Here is an 18,833-nt window from a genome sequence, read left to right as displayed (position 1 = left end):
GCCGCTGTTAAATAAAAGATGATAATAACAGGAACATATAATAGAATGGATGTATCAAATCGATAGCAGAAAAAGGAGTGATCCTCCCTGAAATTTCTCTCTGCCTTGTTTCTTCCGGGCCTTATGGTAATGCTGTTTACGAGAGTCACATTCAATCAGGTTGTCTCCCTGATCCTTACAGTGGCATTGATCGCTGTTTCAGTTTATAAAGGATATACAGACAGCTGGCTTCTGATTATCATAGATGCATTCTCATTGACCGCCGGATTTTTTTTCTCCAATACATTTATGAAAAAAAAGAAGAAGAAAGGCACCTGAATTCCGGGTGCCTTTTTGATGCAGTGGAACGCAGGAGTGAAACTTACAAAAAATGGGGCTTGAAAATAGGAATATCCGTTCGCTTTTTGTTGGTTTTTTTTAGGCGCTTTGTGGTAAAATGTTTGAGTAAAGCGAGAATGACATCAAAAGGCAGTTCCAAGGTATGCATTTTAGGGAATATGTCTTTACTTATAAATAAGCAGAACAGAGCGCTTTAGTTATTTCAGCCGTTTTACAGGATTTAATAATAACTGGTGCTTTTTTATTTTATCTAAAGATCATGGATGGGAGGTTCTCTTGTGAACCAGCAATTTGAATTAGTTTCAAAATACAGCCCTCAGGGGGACCAGCCTGGCGCAATCAAGGAGATTGTGGCCGGCCTGCGGGAAGGGAAGCAGCATCAGACGCTGCTCGGGGCAACAGGTACAGGCAAGACCTTTACCATCTCCAATGTCATAAAGGAAGTCAATAAGCCCACACTGGTCATGGCTCACAATAAAACGCTTGCCGGCCAGCTTTACAGCGAATTCAAGGAATTCTTCCCCAATAATGCAGTAGAGTATTTTGTCAGCTACTACGATTATTATCAGCCAGAAGCGTATGTGCCGCAGACGGATACTTTCATTGAAAAAGACTCCAGCATCAATGATGAAATCGACAAGCTGCGCCACTCTGCCACATCGTCCTTGTTTGAGCGGAAAGATGTTATTGTGATCGCAAGTGTGTCGTGCATCTATGGCCTCGGTTCTCCTGAGGAATACCGGGAAATGGTGCTGTCGCTCCGGACCGGAATGGAAATCGAGAGGAACCAGCTGTTAAGGAAGCTTGTAGATATCCAGTATGAGAGGAACGATATAGATTTCCAGCGCGGAACCTTCCGCGTCCGCGGCGATGTTGTGGAAATCTTCCCGGCTTCAAGGGATGAGCACTGTATCCGGGTTGAATTCTTCGGCGATGAAATCGACCGCATCCGGGAAGTGGATGCCCTGACCGGGGAAATTCTTGGCGAGAGGGACCATGTAGCCATCTTCCCGGCATCCCACTTCGTAACTCGTGAAGAAAAGATGAGGATTGCAATCCAGAACATCGAACGGGAGCTTGAGGAAAGGCTCGAAGAACTGAGGGAGGATGACAAGCTGCTTGAAGCCCAGCGTCTTGAACAGAGGACGAGGTATGACCTGGAAATGATGCGTGAAATGGGATTTTGTTCCGGCATCGAGAACTACTCCCGCCACCTCACACTAAGGCCGGCAGGCTCCACTCCCTACACACTCATCGATTATTTTCCTGAGGATTTCCTCCTGGTAGTGGATGAATCCCACGTCACCCTGCCGCAGGTCCGCGGAATGTTCAATGGCGACCAGGCGCGCAAGCAGGTGCTTGTGGATCATGGCTTCCGCCTGCCGTCAGCAATGGACAACCGGCCGCTCCGGTTCCAGGAATTCGAAGAAAAGGTAGGGCAGTCCATCTATGTTTCGGCTACGCCCGGACCTTATGAAATTGAGCATACCCCGGAAATGGTTGAGCAGATCATCCGTCCAACCGGCCTCCTGGATCCTAATATTGAGATAAGGCCGATACAGGGCCAGATTGACGATCTGATTGGAGAAATCCAGGACCGCATGCAGAAGAATGAGAGGGTCCTGATCACCACCCTGACGAAAAAAATGTCTGAGGATCTCACGGATTACTTAAAAGAGATTGGAATTAAGGTTCAATATCTGCATTCGGAGGTAAAAACTCTAGAACGAATCGAAATCATCCGTGAACTGAGGATGGGGAAATATGATGTTCTGGTGGGTATCAACCTTCTCAGGGAGGGCCTGGATATACCGGAAGTTTCCCTTGTGGCCATCCTGGACGCAGATAAGGAAGGCTTCCTCCGCTCTGAAAGGTCGCTGATCCAGACCATCGGGCGTGCTGCCCGTAATGCGAACGGCCATGTGATCATGTATGCGGATAAAATGACAAACAGCATGGAAATCGCCATCAATGAGACCCGCCGCCGCCGGGAAATCCAGGAAGCCTACAATGAGAAGCACGGCATCACGCCGCAGACCATCCAGAAGGAAATCCGCGGCTCCATCCGGGCTACACATGCTGCCGAGGAGCAGGAAGCTTATACCCCGGCAGGCCAGCCGCTGAAGCTGAACAAGAAGGAACGGGAAAAATTGATTGCCGATATGGAAAAAGAAATGAAGGAAGCAGCAAAAGCCCTGAACTTCGAACGGGCTGCCGAGCTTCGTGACCTATTATTAGAACTCAAAGCGGAAGGATGACTAGAAAATGGCTATGGATAAAATTGTCGTAAAAGGAGCCAGGGCCCACAATTTAAAAAATATCGATGTCACCATTCCGAGAGACAAGCTTGTTGTGCTTACCGGGCTGTCGGGCTCCGGGAAGTCCTCCCTGGCCTTTGATACGGTATACGCCGAAGGCCAGAGGAGGTACGTTGAATCACTGTCTGCCTATGCGCGGCAATTCCTGGGACAGATGGATAAGCCGGATGTGGACGCAATCGAGGGGCTGTCACCGGCCATCTCCATTGATCAAAAAACAACCAGCAAGAACCCGCGCTCCACGGTCGGTACGGTAACAGAAATCTATGACTACCTGCGTCTCCTTTTTGCGAGGGTTGGGCGTCCTGTGTGCCCGATCCACAATATAGAAATCAGTTCCCAGACCATCGAGCAGATGGTGGACCGGGTGCTTCAGTATCCGGAGAGGACGAAGATGCAGGTGCTCGCACCTGTCGTCTCCGGCCGCAAGGGAACTCATGCCAAAGTCCTTGAGGATATTAAAAAGCAGGGCTATGTGCGTGTGAGGGTCGATGGTGAAATGTATGATGTCGGTGATGAGATTGAGCTTGAAAAGAATAAGAAGCACTCCATCGAGGTAATCGTAGACCGGATCGTCGTAAAGGAAGGAATTCAGGGAAGGCTTGCGGACTCTATCGAAAGTGCTCTGAAACTTGGGGACGGAAAAGTCATCGTCGACGTGATCGGTGACGAAGAGCTTCTGTTCAGCGAGCATCATGCATGTCCAATCTGCGGCTTTTCCATTGGTGAACTCGAGCCGCGGATGTTTTCTTTCAACAGCCCGTTCGGCGCCTGTCCGGATTGTGACGGCCTGGGCTCCAAGCTGGAAGTGGATGAGGAACTCGTCATCCCGGTTAGGGATCTGTCTCTCCGGAAGCACGCAGTTGCTCCCTGGGAGCCGACCAGTTCTCAATATTACCCCCAGCTGCTTGAGGCTGTTGCCGATCATTATGGCATTGATATGGATATCCCAGTGAAAGACCTGCCGTCCAACCAGCTGGAAAAGATCCTGTACGGCTCCAAGACAGACAAAATCTATTTCCGTTATAAAAATGATTTTGGCCAGGTGCGCGAGAATTACATTAAATTTGAAGGCGTCATAAAAAACGTTGAACGCCGCTATAAGGAAACCAGCTCTGATTATATAAGGGAGCAGATGGAGAAATACATGGGCCAGCATAACTGCCCTGCATGCAAGGGCTACAGGCTTAAAAAGGAAACACTTGCTGTCCTGATCCAGAACAGGCATATCGGTGAAGTGACCAGCCAGTCGATTGAAGAGGCACTCGATTTCTTCAGCTCCCTGAACCTGACTCCGAAAGAGGAGCAGATTGCCCGGCTGATCCTCAGGGAAATCAATGAAAGGCTCGGCTTCCTGGCGAATGTCGGCCTGGAGTATCTGACATTAAGCAGGGCGGCAGGCACTCTTTCAGGCGGTGAGGCACAGCGGATCAGGCTTGCCACCCAGATCGGCTCCCGGCTGACAGGCGTACTTTATATACTTGATGAGCCGTCGATCGGCCTGCATCAGCGGGATAATGACCGCCTTATCGGAACCCTGCAGGATATGAGGGATATCGGAAACACCCTGATTGTTGTAGAGCACGATGAAGACACCATGTTTGCCGCCGATTATTTGATTGATGTTGGACCAGGTGCGGGAGTGCACGGCGGAAACATCGTTTCTGCCGGGACTCCTGAAGAAGTGATGGCTGATCCGAACTCACTGACAGGCCAATATCTATCAGGTAAAAAATTCATACCGCTTCCGCTGGAACGAAGGAAGCCGGATGGACGCTATATAGAAATAAAAGGTGCAAAGGAAAATAACCTGAAAAATGTAAGTGCAAAATTCCCGCTTGGTACGTTCATCTCCGTCACCGGGGTTTCCGGATCAGGGAAAAGTACATTAATCAATGAGATTCTCCACAAAGCACTGGCACAAAGACTTCATAAGGCGAAAAGCCGGCCGGGTGCGCACCGGGAAATCAAGGGGATTGATTATCTGGATAAGGTCATTGATATTGATCAGTCACCCATCGGGCGTACTCCCCGGTCCAATCCAGCCACATATACAGGTGTATTTGATGATATCCGTGATGTTTATGCTTCCACGAATGAAGCCAAGGTGCGCGGCTATAAGAAAGGGCGCTTCAGTTTCAATGTGAAAGGCGGCCGCTGTGAGGCCTGCCGCGGAGACGGCATCATTAAAATCGAGATGCACTTCCTGCCGGACGTATATGTTCCTTGTGAAGTATGCCATGGCAAACGCTATAACCGTGAAACACTCGAAGTGAAATATAAAGGCAAGAATATTTCAGATGTGCTGGATATGACTGTAGAGGATTCTCTTGAATTCTTTGAGAATATCCCGAAAATCAGCCGGAAGCTTCAGACGATTTACGATGTCGGCCTTGGCTACGTCAAACTCGGGCAGCCGGCTACAACGCTTTCCGGTGGAGAAGCGCAGCGTGTGAAGCTTGCTTCTGAGCTTCACCGCCGCTCGACAGGCCGTTCCTTCTATATTCTTGACGAGCCGACTACCGGTCTTCATGTGGACGATATTTCACGTCTGCTGGTCGTCCTGCAGCGTCTTGTAGACAATGGGGACACTGTGCTTGTCATCGAGCATAACCTCGATGTGATCAAGGCAGCCGATTTTATCGTCGACCTGGGTCCTGAAGGGGGAGACAAGGGAGGCACCGTTCTAGCTTCCGGGACACCGGAACAAATCGCTGAAGTCAAGGAGTCTTATACAGGGAAATATCTTCGCCCGATTCTTGAGCGTGATAGATCGCGAATGGAAAAGCTGGTTGAACAGAAAGAAAAACAGCATGTCCAAGGGTAAGTGGAAAAGCAAGCCGGAAACCCGGCTTGCTTTTTTATATAGCTCGGATATGGGGAAATGCTGATGGCTGGTGAATGCCCGGGGGGAGCGTAGAATCTATAACGGTTTTGATCCAAGAAGGCTTCTATCCCAATGATGCAAGGCTGCAGGTTTTCATAGGAAATTGTCGAAACCCTATTAATCAAGCGCTTGATTAATAGGGTCCCGACCTCACTATTTCCGGGGAAATGAAACGAAGGCGGCATAAAAACCTTGTCGGAGGCTTTGTCGAATGAATCACCGTGTTATTTGAAACTTTTCAAGAAGAAAAACGTACAAATAAATATAGATTTAAGTCCGTCCTTGGGCTTGTACAAGGGAGATTATGCTGATGAATGTAAGCAAACTTTTATCGTCATTGAGTTATTTTAGTGTGTTTTTTGCCCCGTTTCTTCTGCCTATTGTGATTTATTTTGTATCTGACGATCTTTTTGTACGGGATAATGCGAAAAAGGCTCTGCTTTCCCATTTGATTCCCTTCGTTGGAGTAGTGTTCATAATAGCAGGTCTGGCGGGAGACTTGTTTGGATTTTCCGGCCTGCCGTTTTTCTTTATTTTAGGTTTGGCGTTTTATGCTTTCTTGTGCTTTATTATGGTGATCTGGAATATTGTTAAAGGTATAAAAGTATTGCAATAGCAGACAGACTGGAGGAGGGTTCGGTATGAAGGAAGAAAAGAAACGTGTTCTGGAGATGGTTGAACAAGGGAAGCTTTCAGCTGCCGAAGCTTTAAATTTACTGGAGCTTCTTGAAAAAGAGGGCAAAGAAGAAAAAAAGCTCCAGTTATCCAGCAGCCTGGAGAAGGGTTCAGCGGGCAGCGGAATCAATCCGGGAAGTCAGGCAAAACAAGATTCTTTGAATTATAAGGTTATGGCGGCGAAGGATAAACTTTTTGATTTTGTAGACATGGCTCTGACTAAAATTAAAGATTCCGACCTGGATTTTAACTTTGGCAGCAGCCTTGATGTGTCGTATATCTTTCAGCAGCAAGATGCAGCCTTTTCATCGATATTGGTGGATGTTGCAAATGGGCAGGTAGATTTGATTCCCTGGGGCAGCGCGGAAGTGCGGGTGGAGTGCAAGGCGAAAGTGTATCGTGCTAAAGAACAATCGGAAGCGGTTGGACTGTTTATGAGAGATACGATATTCACTGTGGAGAACGGCGAATTTCAATTCACCAACAGCCAGAAATGGATGAAGATTAACGCGAAAATTTATGTGCCGGATACAATATATGAAAAAATTAAAATCAGGTTATTCAACGGTTCCTTCTACGGGGAAAAGCTGCAGGTGAATGAGCTGAAGGCCAAGACAGCAAACGGAAAACTGACGCTTATCCGTTTGGATGGCGGGGCTGCGGAACTGGAAACGGCGAATGGCCAGATCCATCTTGAGGAGGCGCACCTCCGAAATCTTGAAGCCGAAACCATAAACGGTTCCATTGATATAACCGGCAGCTGTGAAAAAGCCGGACTTCACTCGTTCAGCGGAGAAATCAGCTGCAGGATCAACAATAAAGACTGTAAAAGGGTTCATGCTAAAACAACGGCAAGCAGCATTCACATTTACCTGCCGGAGGGGACGCCGATTGATGGTGACCTGAAGACGAATCTGGGAAGCTTTCATGTGAATCTAGGCGGAATTGATGTGGTCGAGGAGAAAAGCGAAGTCGGTAAGAAGATTCTCCGGTTTAAGGCCCATGAGCTTTCGGAACAGAAAATGTTCGTGCTCGCTGAGTCTATGTCAGGCTCCATTTCGATCAGCAGAGGAAGAGAATAGAGTTTTGTTTTGAAAAGTTCGGAAGGATGGAAGAAACATTGAAATGGCTTGGGAATTTGCTTCTTAATGCACTGTTGTTTGTACTTCTGGCTAAATACCTTAACGGTGTCTATGTATCTGGATTCACGGCTGCACTCGGGGCAAGTGTTCTGCTCGCACTGCTGAATGTGTTCGTGAAGCCGGTATTGATCCTGCTAACACTGCCGGTTACGCTCGTTACACTCGGTTTGTTCGTTCTTGTGATCAATGCGGTTACACTCATGCTCACCGATTGGTTCATGGGTTCGTCGTTTGAACTGGCGGGCTTCGGAACCGCCTTAGTCGCCGCCTTTGTAATGGCACTGCTGAATATGGCGGTCAGTCACATGTTAAAGAAGACATAAATAAAAGCCTGGGTCAGTTCCGCAATATCGGAACTGACCCAGGCTTTTCCTATACAAGCAAAAGGGGAGCTAAAAAATGAAAGCTTCATAACCGGCTTTCTTAAGCCGGGCAGCCAGCTTTTCGGCCTGCTTCCGGTCCTTGAATGCACCTGCCTGCACTCTATAAAGCACAGAAGGCTCTGAATGATCCGGAAGGCCGGGGCTGCTCTGTTCTGAAGTTTTCGTAAGACTTTCGGAAGCTGATTCCTTGTGTTTCAGCTTATATTGCTGAACCAGCGCTTTTACAATGGCTTCTGCTACGGTTTTACGATAAAATTCTGAGCGAAGGAGCTTGATTTCTTCTTTATTGGTCATAAATCCAGCCTCCAGAAGGATGGCGGTCATAGAGCTTTCCCGCAGTACATGAAAATCGGCGGTTTTTACGCCGCGGTCACTCAGCCCGGTTTTGGCTGCCAAAAGAGCCTGAACCTTTTGAGCCAGCTCCAGGGCTTCCGCGGGTCTCGATGGATGAACAAAAGTCTCTATGCCTTCTGCTTCTGTCCAATCGCTGCCGTTTCCAAAGGCATTGGCGTGGATGGATACATACACGTCCACGGCGAGAGAATTGGCAAAATCAGTCCGCTGAATCAGAGGTACATCGTTTTTATCCGAATGGGCAAAGTAGACGGTGACTCCCTGGTAGTTTAATAGCATGCTTCTGGCCTGAAGGGCGACGGCCCTGTTGAATTCGTACTCTTTCATTCCGTCCGGACTTCTCTGGCCGGGAGTGTTATATCCATGCCCGGCATCCAGCATAATTTTCATCATAAAACCTCCATTTTCTATTAACTTGTCCACTATTAATATATGAGTGAAAGAGAGAAAAGGGTCTTTCTGATTGGAAAAAGGCGGAGGTATAAAAAGAAGACTGTCCCGGGCCAAAGTCAGTTCCCGGCTGCGGCATCCTGTTTGAATGCGTTATTGCCGAAAAGGGCCTTTATGGGACAATCATTTATACGCAGGATTCTATAGACTTCAGGGCGTCTCGGTCTGCAATCAGCGTCACGTCGGGATGGTTCTTAAGGACAGAAGCCGGAAAAGCCTCGCTCACAGAGCCTTCCAGCAGCTGCTTTATCGCATCGGCCTTCGAAGAACCGGAGGCAAGGAGGAGGATTCTCCTGCTTTTCAGGATGTTTCCGATTCCCATGGTAACGGCTTCGCCGGGAACAGCATCCAGACTGTCAAAAAAACGGGAATTTGCTTTTCTTGTACTTTGGTCCAGCTGCTCGACATGGACACCTGAGTCAAATGAGGTTCCAGGCTCATTAAAACCGATGTGACCGTTTACGCCTATCCCCAAAACCTGCAGGTCCACTCCCCCCAGGCTCTCAATGAGCTCCTCATATCTGCGGCATTCTTGCGGCAGGCTTTCCGCCTCCCCGTTTGGAATGTGCGTGTTCTTTTCGTCAATGTCAATCTGGCTGAAAAGATGGCTGCGCATGAATGTGTAGTAGCTGTTGGAATCATCCTGGCTGATGCCTGCATACTCATCCAGATTCACAGTGCGGATCCTCTTGTAGCTGGTTGCATTGTTCCTGTGATCGTTGACAAGCTCTTCATACAAACCGACCGGAGTGCTCCCTGTAGCCAGTCCAAGAACAGCCTCTGGATTTTCCTTAACCAGCCCTATGACTTCTTTGGCTGCGAGCCTGCTCATTTCCTCATAATTTGCTGCCTTGATCAATCGTATTTCCATTATGGCCACCTCACTCCTAGAAATTTTCCGTACTTGATTTATATCCCGGGACTCCGCGGCAGAAGGTCATGATTATGTTCATATCAGCACTCACCAGGACTAAGTCTGCATCCTTTCCTTTCGCAATGCTTCCTTTTCTGTCGAAAACGCCAAGCTGTTTCGCTGGATTCTCAGATGCCAGCTGGACGGCGTCAGCGAGATTCATTCCAGTGAAGGACTGCATATTTTTCACGCCGTCAAACATCTTCAGGATGCTCCCTGCAAGGGTACCGTCTTCGAGGAGAGCCTGGCCGCCGCTCACGGTCACTTCCTGGCCGCCCAGGTCATATTTTCCGGCATGCAGACATTTGGCCCGCATAGAATCGGTGATGAGGATGATTCCATCCTTTCCTTTGGCGTTCACTGCCAGTTTGATCATTTCAGGGCGGATATGGAAGCCGTCTGCAATCACTTCTGCTTTCAGTTCTTTCAGCAGGATGGCAGCGCCGGCTGTTCCTGGTTCCCGGTGGTGAAGTCCGCGCATGCCGTTGAATAAATGTGTCACCTGTCTGGCACCTGCACGGACAGCTGCTTCCATTTGCTCGTAAGTGGCATCTGTATGACCCATTGAAGCGATCACACCCGTTTCATTTAAATAGGTGATAAAGGGCAGGCCGCCCGGCTGTTCAGGGGCAGTGGTGACAAGCTTTATGGCATTGCCTGATATGTTCTGCCATTCCTTGAAAAGCTCGAGATCCGGATCAAGGATATAGGTTTCCGGCTGTGCCCCTTTTTTTGAAGGATTAATGAACGGGCCTTCGAGATGAATTCCGAGCACTTCTGCTTCACCTGGCCGGGAGTGTTCCCTGATATAGCTCCCCGCGTTCCGGACAGCGGTATCGATTGCCCCTTTTTCCTGGGTGATGGTGGTGGCCAGGAAGCTCGTTGTTCCTTCTGCCGGAAGAACGCCTGCCATGGTTCTTATGGCTTCTGGTGTGGCATCCATCGTATCTGCCCCGCCCGCGCCATGGATATGGCCGTCGATAAAGCCGGGTATGAGGAAAGAGCCCGGTGCTGCTGAAATGACTTCTGCCTGATCTGAAACAGAAGCTGGTATCTCTGTGCCGAATTCTGCAATTTTACCATTCTCTATTAAAAGCCAGCCGTCATTTATAAAGCCTGACTCCAGGTAAATCCCTGTGTTTTTAATTAATATGGATGCTGAGCCCAAGACATCGACCTCCTGTTTTGGTTATATATCTATTGTACCCTGATGCGTCCTAAAATTTAAATGATGCAGGGTTGTCGAGTATTATTATATAAGAAAATAGCCTGCCCGTATGGAGACAAGCTCAGTCTCTCGTCATTCCCTTGATAAAACTTTTACCCGTGCTGCTGTCAAATAGGATGGTTATTGTAAAATCTGTGTAATGAAGCCTGCCTGACTCCGGAATTAGCCGATAGGTTTCCAATTAAAAAAATGCTACAATATAAAGAACGAAAATTTTGAATCAATTTATGGTCTCCTAAAGGAGGAGTTTTTTTTGGCTAAAGTGCGTACGAAAGATATTATAGAAAAATTCAATCTGGAGCTGATCAGCGGCGAGGAGGGCATTAACCGGCCGATAGTAACAAGCGATCTTTCCAGGCCGGGCCTTGAGATGGCTGGTTTTTTCGATTATTATCCTGCTGAGCGTGTCCAGCTGCTGGGCATGTCTGAAATGGAATTCTACGAAAAACTGAGCTCCCCGGAACAAAAGCAGCGGCTTGAGGCACTGTGTAATGATCAGACTCCGTGTATCATTGTGACCCGGGGGCAGGAGATTCCTGAATATCTCATCGAAGCCTCGGAAAGGGAATCTGTACCTGTTCTGAGATCTGCTGCGAAGACAACCAGGCTGTTCAGCAGGCTGACAAATTATCTGGAATTCAAACTGGCCCCGACAACAGCTGTACATGGCGTATTGATTGATATTTATGGTGTAGGTGTTTTAATCACCGGAAAAAGCGGGGTCGGTAAAAGTGAAACAGCCCTGGAGCTCGTTAAGCGGGGACACCGTCTGGTAGCGGATGATTGTGTGGAGATCCGCCAGGAGGATGAGGACACGCTTGTGGGCAATTCCCCGGAACTGCTTCAGAATCTCCTGGAAATCCGGGGGCTTGGAATCATTAATGTCATGACGCTCTTTGGGGCGGGGGCCGTCCGAAACTACAAGCGGATTTCACTCGTGATCAACCTGGAGCTGTGGGAAAAAACCAAGCAGTATGACAGGCTCGGGCTGGATGAAGAAAAGATCCGCATCCTGGATACAGACATAACGAAGCTGATTGTACCGGTTCGCCCTGGCCGGAACCTTGCTGTCATCATTGAAGTGGCTGCCATGAATTTCAGGCTTAAGCGCATGGGCTATAACGCAGCACAGCAATTCACAAGCAAGCTCGCTGACGTTATTATGGAAGGCGACCACAGTGACGAGGTATAAAGAAGCGGAACGCTTTTAGAGAAAGAGGGAAATGAGAATGGAAAATTCAATAGAGCCAATCAGCCGGATTGCTTTTAAGCTGGGGCCGATAGCTGTTCACTGGTACGGAATCATCATCGGTGCCGGCGTCCTCCTCGGACTCCTGATTGCCATGAGGGAATCCGAGCGCCGCGGATTGTCAAAGGATACATTCCTGGATTTGATTTTGTATGCAGTTCCTGTTGCAATCATCTGTGCGAGGATTTATTATGTGGCATTCGAGTGGGAGTACTATGCCGACAGGCCGGGATCCATCTTTAAAATATGGGAAGGCGGCATAGCCATCCATGGAGCCTTGATCGGCTCCGTGCTCACTGCCTATATTTTTACAAGGATCAAGAAGATTTCCTTCTGGAAAGTCGCTGATATTGCAGCACCAAGCCTGATCCTCGGTCAGGCGATCGGCCGCTGGGGTAATTTCATCAATCAGGAAGCACACGGCGGGGAAGTGACGAGAAGCTATTTGGAAAATCTTCATCTTCCAAGATTCATCATCGATCAAATGTATATTGACGGGGCCTATTACCAGCCTACATTCCTGTATGAATCCCTATGGAATTTTGCGGGATTTGCTCTGCTGATGATTCTGCGAAGGGTAAGGAAAGTAAGGCGGGGAGAGCTGTTCCTTACATACCTGATCTGGTATTCGATCGGACGCTTCTTTATTGAAGGCATGAGAACAGACAGCCTGCTGCTCGGCAACGGCCTGCGCATGGCCCAGGTCCTTTCGCTGACGCTGATCATCATTGCGCTGGCCCTCTTTTTCTATCGCAGGCTGAGCGGGAAAGCGGATAAGAAATATTTAGAAACAGAGAACTAGCATAAGCTGGAGGAGGACAAGTTTTGTTTGCTGGCATGTTAAAGAGAGGCCTCCTGTCCGGCCTCAAGACAACCTGGACACTTGGCAGGGTAATCTTTCCTGTTACTTTGATCGTATCAATCATTCAATATACTCCCATCCTGGGCTGGATTGTGAACATCATTTCACCTCTTATGAAGGTTCTCGGGCTTAGGGGCGAGGCGGCCATCCCGCTTGTGCTGGGAAATCTCCTGAACCTGTATGCCGGGATAGGAGGAATTCTGTCGCTTGATCTTACAGTCAAGGAAGTCTTCATCATCGCTGTTATGCTTTCATTCAGCCATAATCTCCTCATTGAGACAAGCGTCGCCCTGAAGGTTGGAGTCAGGCTCTGGGTGATTCTGACAGTCCGGATCGGGCTTGCCTTCCTGTCAGCCATAGTGATCAATGCCGTTTGGAGCGGGGGAGGGGAACTGGCGCGATATGCCTCCCTTAACAGGGGAAGCGCTGAAATCTCCGGAGCATGGCCGATCCTTCTGAATGGTGTGGAAACCGCCCTGCTGGGAATCATGAAACTGGCCATCATTGTCATTCCGCTTATGATCGTGATCCAAATCCTGAAAGAGCTCAAATGGCTTGAGAAATTTTCGGAAATGCTGGGGCCTCTGATGAAGCTGCTCGGCATGAATAAGAATGCGTCCATGACGATGGCCTCAGGTCTTGTTCTTGGGCTGGCATATGGCGCCGGCGTGATGATCCAGGCGGTGCAGGAGGACGGGGTGAGCAGGAAGGACGCCACTCTCGCCTTCATATTCCTCGTCGCCTGCCACGCGGTGGTCGAGGACACGCTGATCTTTGTGCCGCTCGGCATCCCGGTCTGGCCGCTTCTGCTGATCAGGGTAGCCACTGCCTTCATTTTAACGATGATCATCTCTTCTCTCTGGAAGAGGTCAGACACTGTAAATGCCAGAAAGGAAGCCTCATATGAACACATCTAGGATTAACACTTTATTGTTTGATTTGGACGGAACCTTGATCAACACAAATGATTTGATCATTGCTTCTTTTATTAATACCCTGAACATCTACTTTCCTGAAAAATATAAAGAGGAGGATGTGCTGCAGTTTATGGGCCCTCCCCTTTATGAATCCTTTTCGCAGCTGGATGAGCTGAGGGCTGACGAAATGGTGGCAAAGTACAGGGAGCATAATCTTGCCAACCATGACATTCTGGTAAAAGAATTTGAAGGAGTCTATGAAACGGTCGAAACGCTGCACAAGGAAGGCTATAAAATGGCCATTGTTTCTACTAAAATGCATGATACTGTCCTAAGGGGCCTTAAAGTCACCCGATTGGACCGTTTCTTTGATATCGTCATTGGGCTTGATGATGTTGAACGTGCAAAGCCTGACCCGGAGCCATTAATGAAAGCACTGGAAATTCTGGGTTCAAAGCCTGAAGAAGCCCTTATGGTGGGAGACAATCATCATGACATCCTCGGCGGCAAGAATGCCGGCACACGTACGGCAGGCGTTGCCTGGACGGCAAAGGGCAGGGACCATCTGGATCAATTTGAGCCGGATTATATGCTGGAGCATATGTCCGACCTGCTCTCCATCCTTGAAAAAGAGGGGAAACAATGAGGCGTACTACCCGTCATCCCGTAGAGGGCGCCAATTCACTTTGGCATGTGTACAAAACGGTCCCTTTCTGGAAGGTAGTAAAAAACTTCATCGTTATTCAGCTGGCTAGATATACTCCTTTTCTATCTCTGAAAAATTGGCTATACCGGACATTCCTCAGGATGGATATCGGCCCGCAGACATCGTTTGCGCTGATGGTGATGCTTGATGTGATGTTTCCTGAAAAGATAAAAGTGGGCAGGAACACAGTGATTGGCTATAATACCACCATACTGGCACATGAATATTTAATTAAGGAATATAGACTCGGTGAGGTTATCATCGGGGACGAAGTAATGATTGGCGCCAATACCACCATCCTTCCCGGTGTAACCGTCGGGGACGGAGCTATCGTCTCTGCCGGAACGCTGGTTCATAAGGATGTGCCCCCAGGAGTATTTGCCGGCGGGAATCCGATGCGGATAATCTATACGAAGGAAGAGCTTTCGGCCAGATCCGAGGAAAATGAAAAATAAGTGAGCCCCTCTTATAAGAGAAGTTATTTTGATATATAGGAAGGAATTTTTCCGCAGGAGATACGATGCGTATTATAATATACATCTTCATCTCCGCTGCCCGTTTTATCTACATGATCGATAGGGATCAGGGTTGTTCTAGTGACACCTTCAGCAATGGGGGGAAAGAACAGGAACCAAATATTATAAATGTGCCTTTATGCAATTTGACTAAACAGACCGGTAGACAGGAAGTTATACTGCGCTTAAAATTATTTCAAATGAAAAAAACCGGACTTGCCTTATAGGCAAGGGCCGGTTTTTTGCTTAAAAAGCATATCTTTTCTTCTCAGCCAATCCAGTTAGTGCGAGCAGCTTAATGCTGAAAGGAACCTTATTCATTGATCAACTGAGTTAAATCACCTTCGAGTGTGGTCATAATCTCCTTAAGGGAAATGGCCTCCCCGCTTGAGGCATCATAGGCTTTCTTTAATATTTCAGCAAATGCTTCCTGTTTTTGTTCTGTACTCATATTCATATCTCCATTACATTTCAATTTTATTGTAAAAAAATAGTCCAAAACTACCTTTTATGTTTAAGAGGTTTATACCCGTGGAAGGTTACAACTAAACCTGATTTTATTTTTTGGAAGGAGTAGCCTTAATTCCTGGAAATGGGCGACAGTCCCCCAATCCCGATTATTTCCCAGAGCTTTTTCTTGACGGGAAAAGGAGCAGGGAGTAAACTTTACTTTATTAGCACATTAGCAAACTAAAGGATTTTGATTATTTTATGATTTATCGCTGACAAAGAGGATGTGTATCAATTTGCCAAAGCTGTTTATGTTCGAGAAGCCGGTTGGGATGAGAGATTCCCTTCCTTTACTATATGAACGCAAAAAGAAAGTGCGCCTAGCGATATCAAATGAATTCGAGGCATGGGGCTATCAATTTTTAGAAACTCCTGCCCTTGAATATTATGAAACAATCGGGGAGGCGTCATCTATCCAGAATCAGCAAATGTTCAAGCTGCTTGATCAGCAGGGCGACACAGTTGTCCTCAGGCCTGATATGACTGCACCGATTGCCAGGGTGGCGGCATCCAAGCTCCTGAAGCAGCAGGTGCCTGTCCGGAGCGCGTACTCAGCGAATGTCTACAGAGCCCAGCAGAAAGAAGGAGGACGGGCGGCAGAGTTTGAGCAGATTGGGATTGAGAATATCGGGGACGGAACGATCAGCGCGGATTCAGAAGTCATCAGCCTGTTGATTTCTTCCCTGAAAAAAGCGGGCTTTAATAAATTCCAGGTGTCCATCGGCCACATCGGCTTCATTCAGCAGCTCATGCTGGATATCCTTGGGCGTGAGGAGCGGGTGGATCAGCTCTCACGGTTCCTGATAGATCGGAATTATGCCGGCTACAGTGAGCATATTGCCTCCCTTGAACTCCCGAATATGGATAAAAGGAGGCTTACAGATATCCTTAGGCTGAAGGGGCCTAAGAATGTGCTGGAGCAGGCTGCTTCCCTTCTTGAAAATGGAAGGGGCTCCGATAAGCTTCAGGAGCTTTCGCAGCTGTACAGCCAGCTTGAGGAATATGGGGCAGCAGAGTATGTTCGCCTAGACCTGGCCCTGATGAATCCGATGAGCTATTATTCCGGGCTCGTGTTCGAGGTATATACAGAAGGCACCAACTTCCCGGTCGGCAACGGCGGCCGCTATGACAGTTTGCTGCAGAAATTCGGGAGCGGGGCACCGGCAACAGGCTTTGCCCTGCGGCTGGACCGGCTGACGGAGGCGATGGGACCTCTATTGGAATCGGCAGCCATTGAATGTACTCTGTTCACGCCCGAGAGGAAACGGGAGGCGCTGGAGTTTGCAGAGAAACAGAGGACAGAAGGAAAAAGAGTCGTGCTGCAGGATATCAATGGCGTGAAGGACCTGGATGCCTTTACGAAAAATTATAAGGACGTGCATTACTTTATTGGCGCTTCTGGAAGGGGTGTCACGCGATGAAGGATATGTTGACAATTGCTATGCCAAAAGGACGGATTTTTGAAGAAGCATTGAAGCTGCTCAGGCAGGCAGGCTACTCCCTGCCTGATGAATTTGAGGAATCCCGGAAACTGATCATCGATCTTGAGGAAGAGCGGCTTCGGTTCATGCTGGCAAAGCCCATGGATGTGGCTACATATGTGGAGCAGGGAGTTGCGGATATCGGCATTGCGGGAAAGGATGTGCTGCTTGAGGAAGATCCGGATGTGTACGAGCTTCTTGACCTGCGGATCAGCCAATGCTATCTCGCGGTTGCTGGCATGCCCAGCTCGTTAATCAATGAAGCGGCACCCAAGATAGCCACCAAATACCCGAATGTCGCCTCTCACTTTTTCAGGGAGCAGGGTGAACAAGTGGAAATCATAAAATTAAATGGGTCCATTGAGCTGGCGCCGCTGATCGGCCTTGCAGAGAGGATCGTCGATATTGTCTCGACAGGACAGACTCTAAAGGAAAATGGTCTAGTTGAATTCGAGCGGATAGCGGATATCACCTCACGCCTCATTGCCAATCGGGCAAGCTACCGGCTGAAGGAAGAGGAGATTTCGGAGATGGTCCACAGGCTGGCGGAGGTAATCGGCGAATAACAGTTTTTGGAAAAGGGTGGGGAAGATGCAGATAGAAAAGCTGGGAGATAACATATCGCTGAAACGATCGGTGGACAGCGGGACGGATGAGCAGCGGAAGGCTGTCCGTGAAATCATTGAAAGCGTCCGGACGGGCGGTGACAGTGCAGTACTGGATTGGACCCGTAAATTTGACGGAGCCAGCCTGGACAGCATGAAGGTAACTCCTGAGGAAATTGAGTCAGCCAGAAAAGAGGTTCCAGCAGAGCTGCTGGAGGTTATGAAAGAAGCGGCTGGCAATATTGATTCCTTTCATAGGAAGCAGCTTCAAAACTCCTGGATGACAACCGATGAGCAGGGTACAATGCTTGGCCAGAAAGTTACGCCGCTCGATTCTGTCGGTGTTTATGTTCCAGGCGGAAAAGCGGCTTATCCATCCTCAGTTTTGATGAATGTACTGCCGGCAAAAGCGGCCGGCGTAAAGCGGATCGTGATGGTGACCCCTCCTGACAGGGAAGGCGCCATCCCAGCAGGGGTGCTGGCTGCGGCAAGCATTGCCGGTGTGGATGAAATATATAAGGCAGGAGGCGCCCAGGCGGTGGCTGCCCTTGCGTATGGAACTGAATCCATTCAGGCGGTTGATAAAATTGTCGGACCGGGAAACATTTTTGTGGCACTGGCAAAGCGTGAGGTATTTGGCGATGTGGACATTGACATGATAGCCGGGCCAAGCGAGATTGCCATCCTGGCGGATGATTCAGCAGTCGCGTCAGAGGCGGCGGCTGATTTGCTTTCCCAGGCTGAGCATGATGAGCGGGCAAGCAGTGTTTTGATCACCACATCCAGAAGGCTTGCACAGGAAGTCGCAAGGGAAGTGGAGGAACAGCTCTCTCAGCTCCCGAAGGAAGGCATTGCGAGAAGGTCAATTGAGGATTATGGCAGAATCTATATAGCAGATTCAATGGAGGCTGCATTGGCCGCAATGAATGAAATTGCCCCCGAACACCTGGAGGTCATGACGGAAAATCCGATGGAGCTTCTAGGAAAGATCAGGCATGCCGGTGCCATTTTCCTTGGCAGGTACAGTTCTGAACCGGTCGGAGATTATTTCGCCGGACCGAATCATGTGCTTCCTACCAACGGCACCTCCAGATTCTCAAGTCCACTGAGTGTCGAGGACTTCCAAAAGAAATCAAGTATCATCATGTACAGCAGGCAGGCACTGAAGGAAAATGCATCAAAAATTGCCGGGTTCGCCAGGCTTGAAGGTCTCGAAGCACACGCCAGGGCAGTCGAGGCAAGGTTCGGGAAATAATCGGGAAATAGGGGATAGTCCCCCAAAAGATCAGGAGGTTAGTT

18 protein-coding genes are annotated in these 18,833 nt (G+C 48.7%); 14 read left to right on the top strand and 4 right to left on the bottom strand.

Annotated elements, in window-relative coordinates; translation table 11 throughout:
• Window positions 1-129 precede the first annotated feature (129 nt).
• The 6 genes from V1501_RS18505 (at window position 130) to V1501_RS18480 (ending at window position 7,684) form a co-directional block, all read left to right on the top strand.
• Window positions 130-318, top strand: coding sequence for a DUF2198 family protein (locus tag V1501_RS18505; protein WP_409290345.1), 189 nt, complete (start codon window positions 130-132; stop codon window positions 316-318).
• Between the two features lie 299 nt (window positions 319-617).
• Window positions 618-2,597: an excinuclease ABC subunit UvrB gene (uvrB, locus tag V1501_RS18500; RefSeq protein ID WP_409290344.1), complete on the top strand. Its 1,980-nt coding sequence runs from the start codon at window positions 618-620 to the stop codon at window positions 2,595-2,597.
• A gap of 7 nt (window positions 2,598-2,604) precedes the next feature.
• On the top strand, window positions 2,605-5,484 hold the full coding sequence (gene uvrA, locus V1501_RS18495) for an excinuclease ABC subunit UvrA (RefSeq protein ID WP_409290343.1): 2,880 nt from the start codon (window positions 2,605-2,607) through the stop codon (window positions 5,482-5,484).
• A gap of 370 nt (window positions 5,485-5,854) precedes the next feature.
• Window positions 5,855-6,160 (top strand): DUF4870 domain-containing protein, encoded by a 306-nt coding sequence (locus V1501_RS18490; RefSeq protein ID WP_409290342.1) that lies wholly within the window; start codon window positions 5,855-5,857, stop codon window positions 6,158-6,160.
• Window positions 6,161-6,185: 25 nt separating this feature from the next.
• Window positions 6,186-7,301, top strand: coding sequence for a DUF4097 family beta strand repeat-containing protein (locus V1501_RS18485; RefSeq protein ID WP_409290341.1), 1,116 nt, complete (start codon window positions 6,186-6,188; stop codon window positions 7,299-7,301).
• 26 nt (window positions 7,302-7,327) lie between these two features.
• A complete protein-coding gene (locus V1501_RS18480; protein ID WP_409290340.1) occupies window positions 7,328-7,684 on the top strand; it encodes a phage holin family protein in 357 nt (118 codons plus the stop codon).
• A 69-nt stretch (window positions 7,685-7,753) separates the two neighbouring features.
• On the opposite strand, the gene V1501_RS18475 is transcribed toward V1501_RS18480, so the two are convergent.
• From V1501_RS18475 to nagA, 3 genes are all read right to left on the bottom strand, one after another.
• Window positions 7,754-8,491 (bottom strand): N-acetylmuramoyl-L-alanine amidase, encoded by a 738-nt coding sequence (locus tag V1501_RS18475; protein WP_409290339.1) that lies wholly within the window; start codon window positions 8,489-8,491, stop codon window positions 7,754-7,756.
• Window positions 8,492-8,675: 184 nt separating this feature from the next.
• Complete coding sequence (gene nagB / locus V1501_RS18470) at window positions 8,676-9,419, bottom strand: glucosamine-6-phosphate deaminase (RefSeq protein ID WP_409290338.1); 744 nt, start codon at window positions 9,417-9,419, stop codon at window positions 8,676-8,678.
• A 16-nt stretch (window positions 9,420-9,435) separates the two neighbouring features.
• Window positions 9,436-10,629: an N-acetylglucosamine-6-phosphate deacetylase gene (gene nagA, locus V1501_RS18465; protein ID WP_409290337.1), complete on the bottom strand. Its 1,194-nt coding sequence runs from the start codon at window positions 10,627-10,629 to the stop codon at window positions 9,436-9,438.
• A gap of 313 nt (window positions 10,630-10,942) precedes the next feature.
• On the opposite strand from nagA, the gene hprK reads away from it, so the two are divergent.
• From hprK to V1501_RS18440, 5 genes are read left to right on the top strand one after another with little or no spacing between them, the layout of a single operon-like run.
• Entirely contained in the window at window positions 10,943-11,881 is a 939-nt protein-coding gene (gene hprK / locus V1501_RS18460; RefSeq protein ID WP_409290336.1) for an HPr(Ser) kinase/phosphatase, read from the top strand.
• Between the two features lie 37 nt (window positions 11,882-11,918).
• A complete protein-coding gene (gene lgt / locus V1501_RS18455; RefSeq protein ID WP_409290335.1) occupies window positions 11,919-12,740 on the top strand; it encodes a prolipoprotein diacylglyceryl transferase in 822 nt (273 codons plus the stop codon).
• 23 nt (window positions 12,741-12,763) lie between these two features.
• Window positions 12,764-13,717 carry a nucleoside recognition domain-containing protein gene (locus V1501_RS18450; protein WP_409290334.1) on the top strand — a complete coding sequence of 318 codons (954 nt, stop codon included), beginning with the start codon at window positions 12,764-12,766 and terminating at the stop codon, window positions 13,715-13,717.
• Complete coding sequence (gene ppaX / locus V1501_RS18445) at window positions 13,704-14,363, top strand: pyrophosphatase PpaX (protein ID WP_409290333.1); 660 nt, start codon at window positions 13,704-13,706, stop codon at window positions 14,361-14,363. The genes V1501_RS18450 and ppaX overlap by 14 nt, the downstream gene beginning before the upstream one ends.
• Complete coding sequence (locus V1501_RS18440; protein WP_409290332.1) at window positions 14,360-14,878, top strand: acyltransferase; 519 nt, start codon at window positions 14,360-14,362, stop codon at window positions 14,876-14,878. The genes ppaX and V1501_RS18440 overlap by 4 nt, the downstream gene beginning before the upstream one ends.
• A 373-nt stretch (window positions 14,879-15,251) precedes the next feature.
• On the opposite strand, the gene V1501_RS18435 is transcribed toward V1501_RS18440, so the two are convergent.
• Entirely contained in the window at window positions 15,252-15,389 is a 138-nt protein-coding gene (locus V1501_RS18435) for a hypothetical protein (protein ID WP_409290331.1), read from the bottom strand.
• Window positions 15,390-15,699: 310 nt separating this feature from the next.
• Between V1501_RS18435 and V1501_RS18430 the strand changes: the two genes are divergently transcribed.
• The 3 genes from V1501_RS18430 to hisD are packed head-to-tail and all read left to right on the top strand — an operon-like array spanning window position 15,700 to window position 18,789.
• Window positions 15,700-16,869, top strand: a complete 1,170-nt coding sequence (locus V1501_RS18430) for an ATP phosphoribosyltransferase regulatory subunit (RefSeq protein ID WP_409293452.1) — start codon at window positions 15,700-15,702, stop codon at window positions 16,867-16,869.
• Complete coding sequence (hisG, locus tag V1501_RS18425; protein WP_409290330.1) at window positions 16,866-17,495, top strand: ATP phosphoribosyltransferase; 630 nt, start codon at window positions 16,866-16,868, stop codon at window positions 17,493-17,495. Before V1501_RS18430 ends, hisG begins: the two co-directional genes overlap by 4 nt.
• Window positions 17,496-17,520: 25 nt before the next feature.
• Entirely contained in the window at window positions 17,521-18,789 is a 1,269-nt protein-coding gene (hisD, locus tag V1501_RS18420; protein WP_409290329.1) for a histidinol dehydrogenase, read from the top strand.
• Window positions 18,790-18,833: the final 44 nt, after the last annotated feature.

Source organism: Paraperibacillus esterisolvens (assembly GCF_046237625.1).
Taxonomy (GTDB): domain Bacteria; phylum Bacillota; class Bacilli; order Bacillales; family DSM-1321; genus Paraperibacillus; species Paraperibacillus esterisolvens.
The sequence above is the reverse complement of the archived record's forward strand: the minus strand, read 5'-3'. Positions and strand labels throughout refer to the sequence as shown.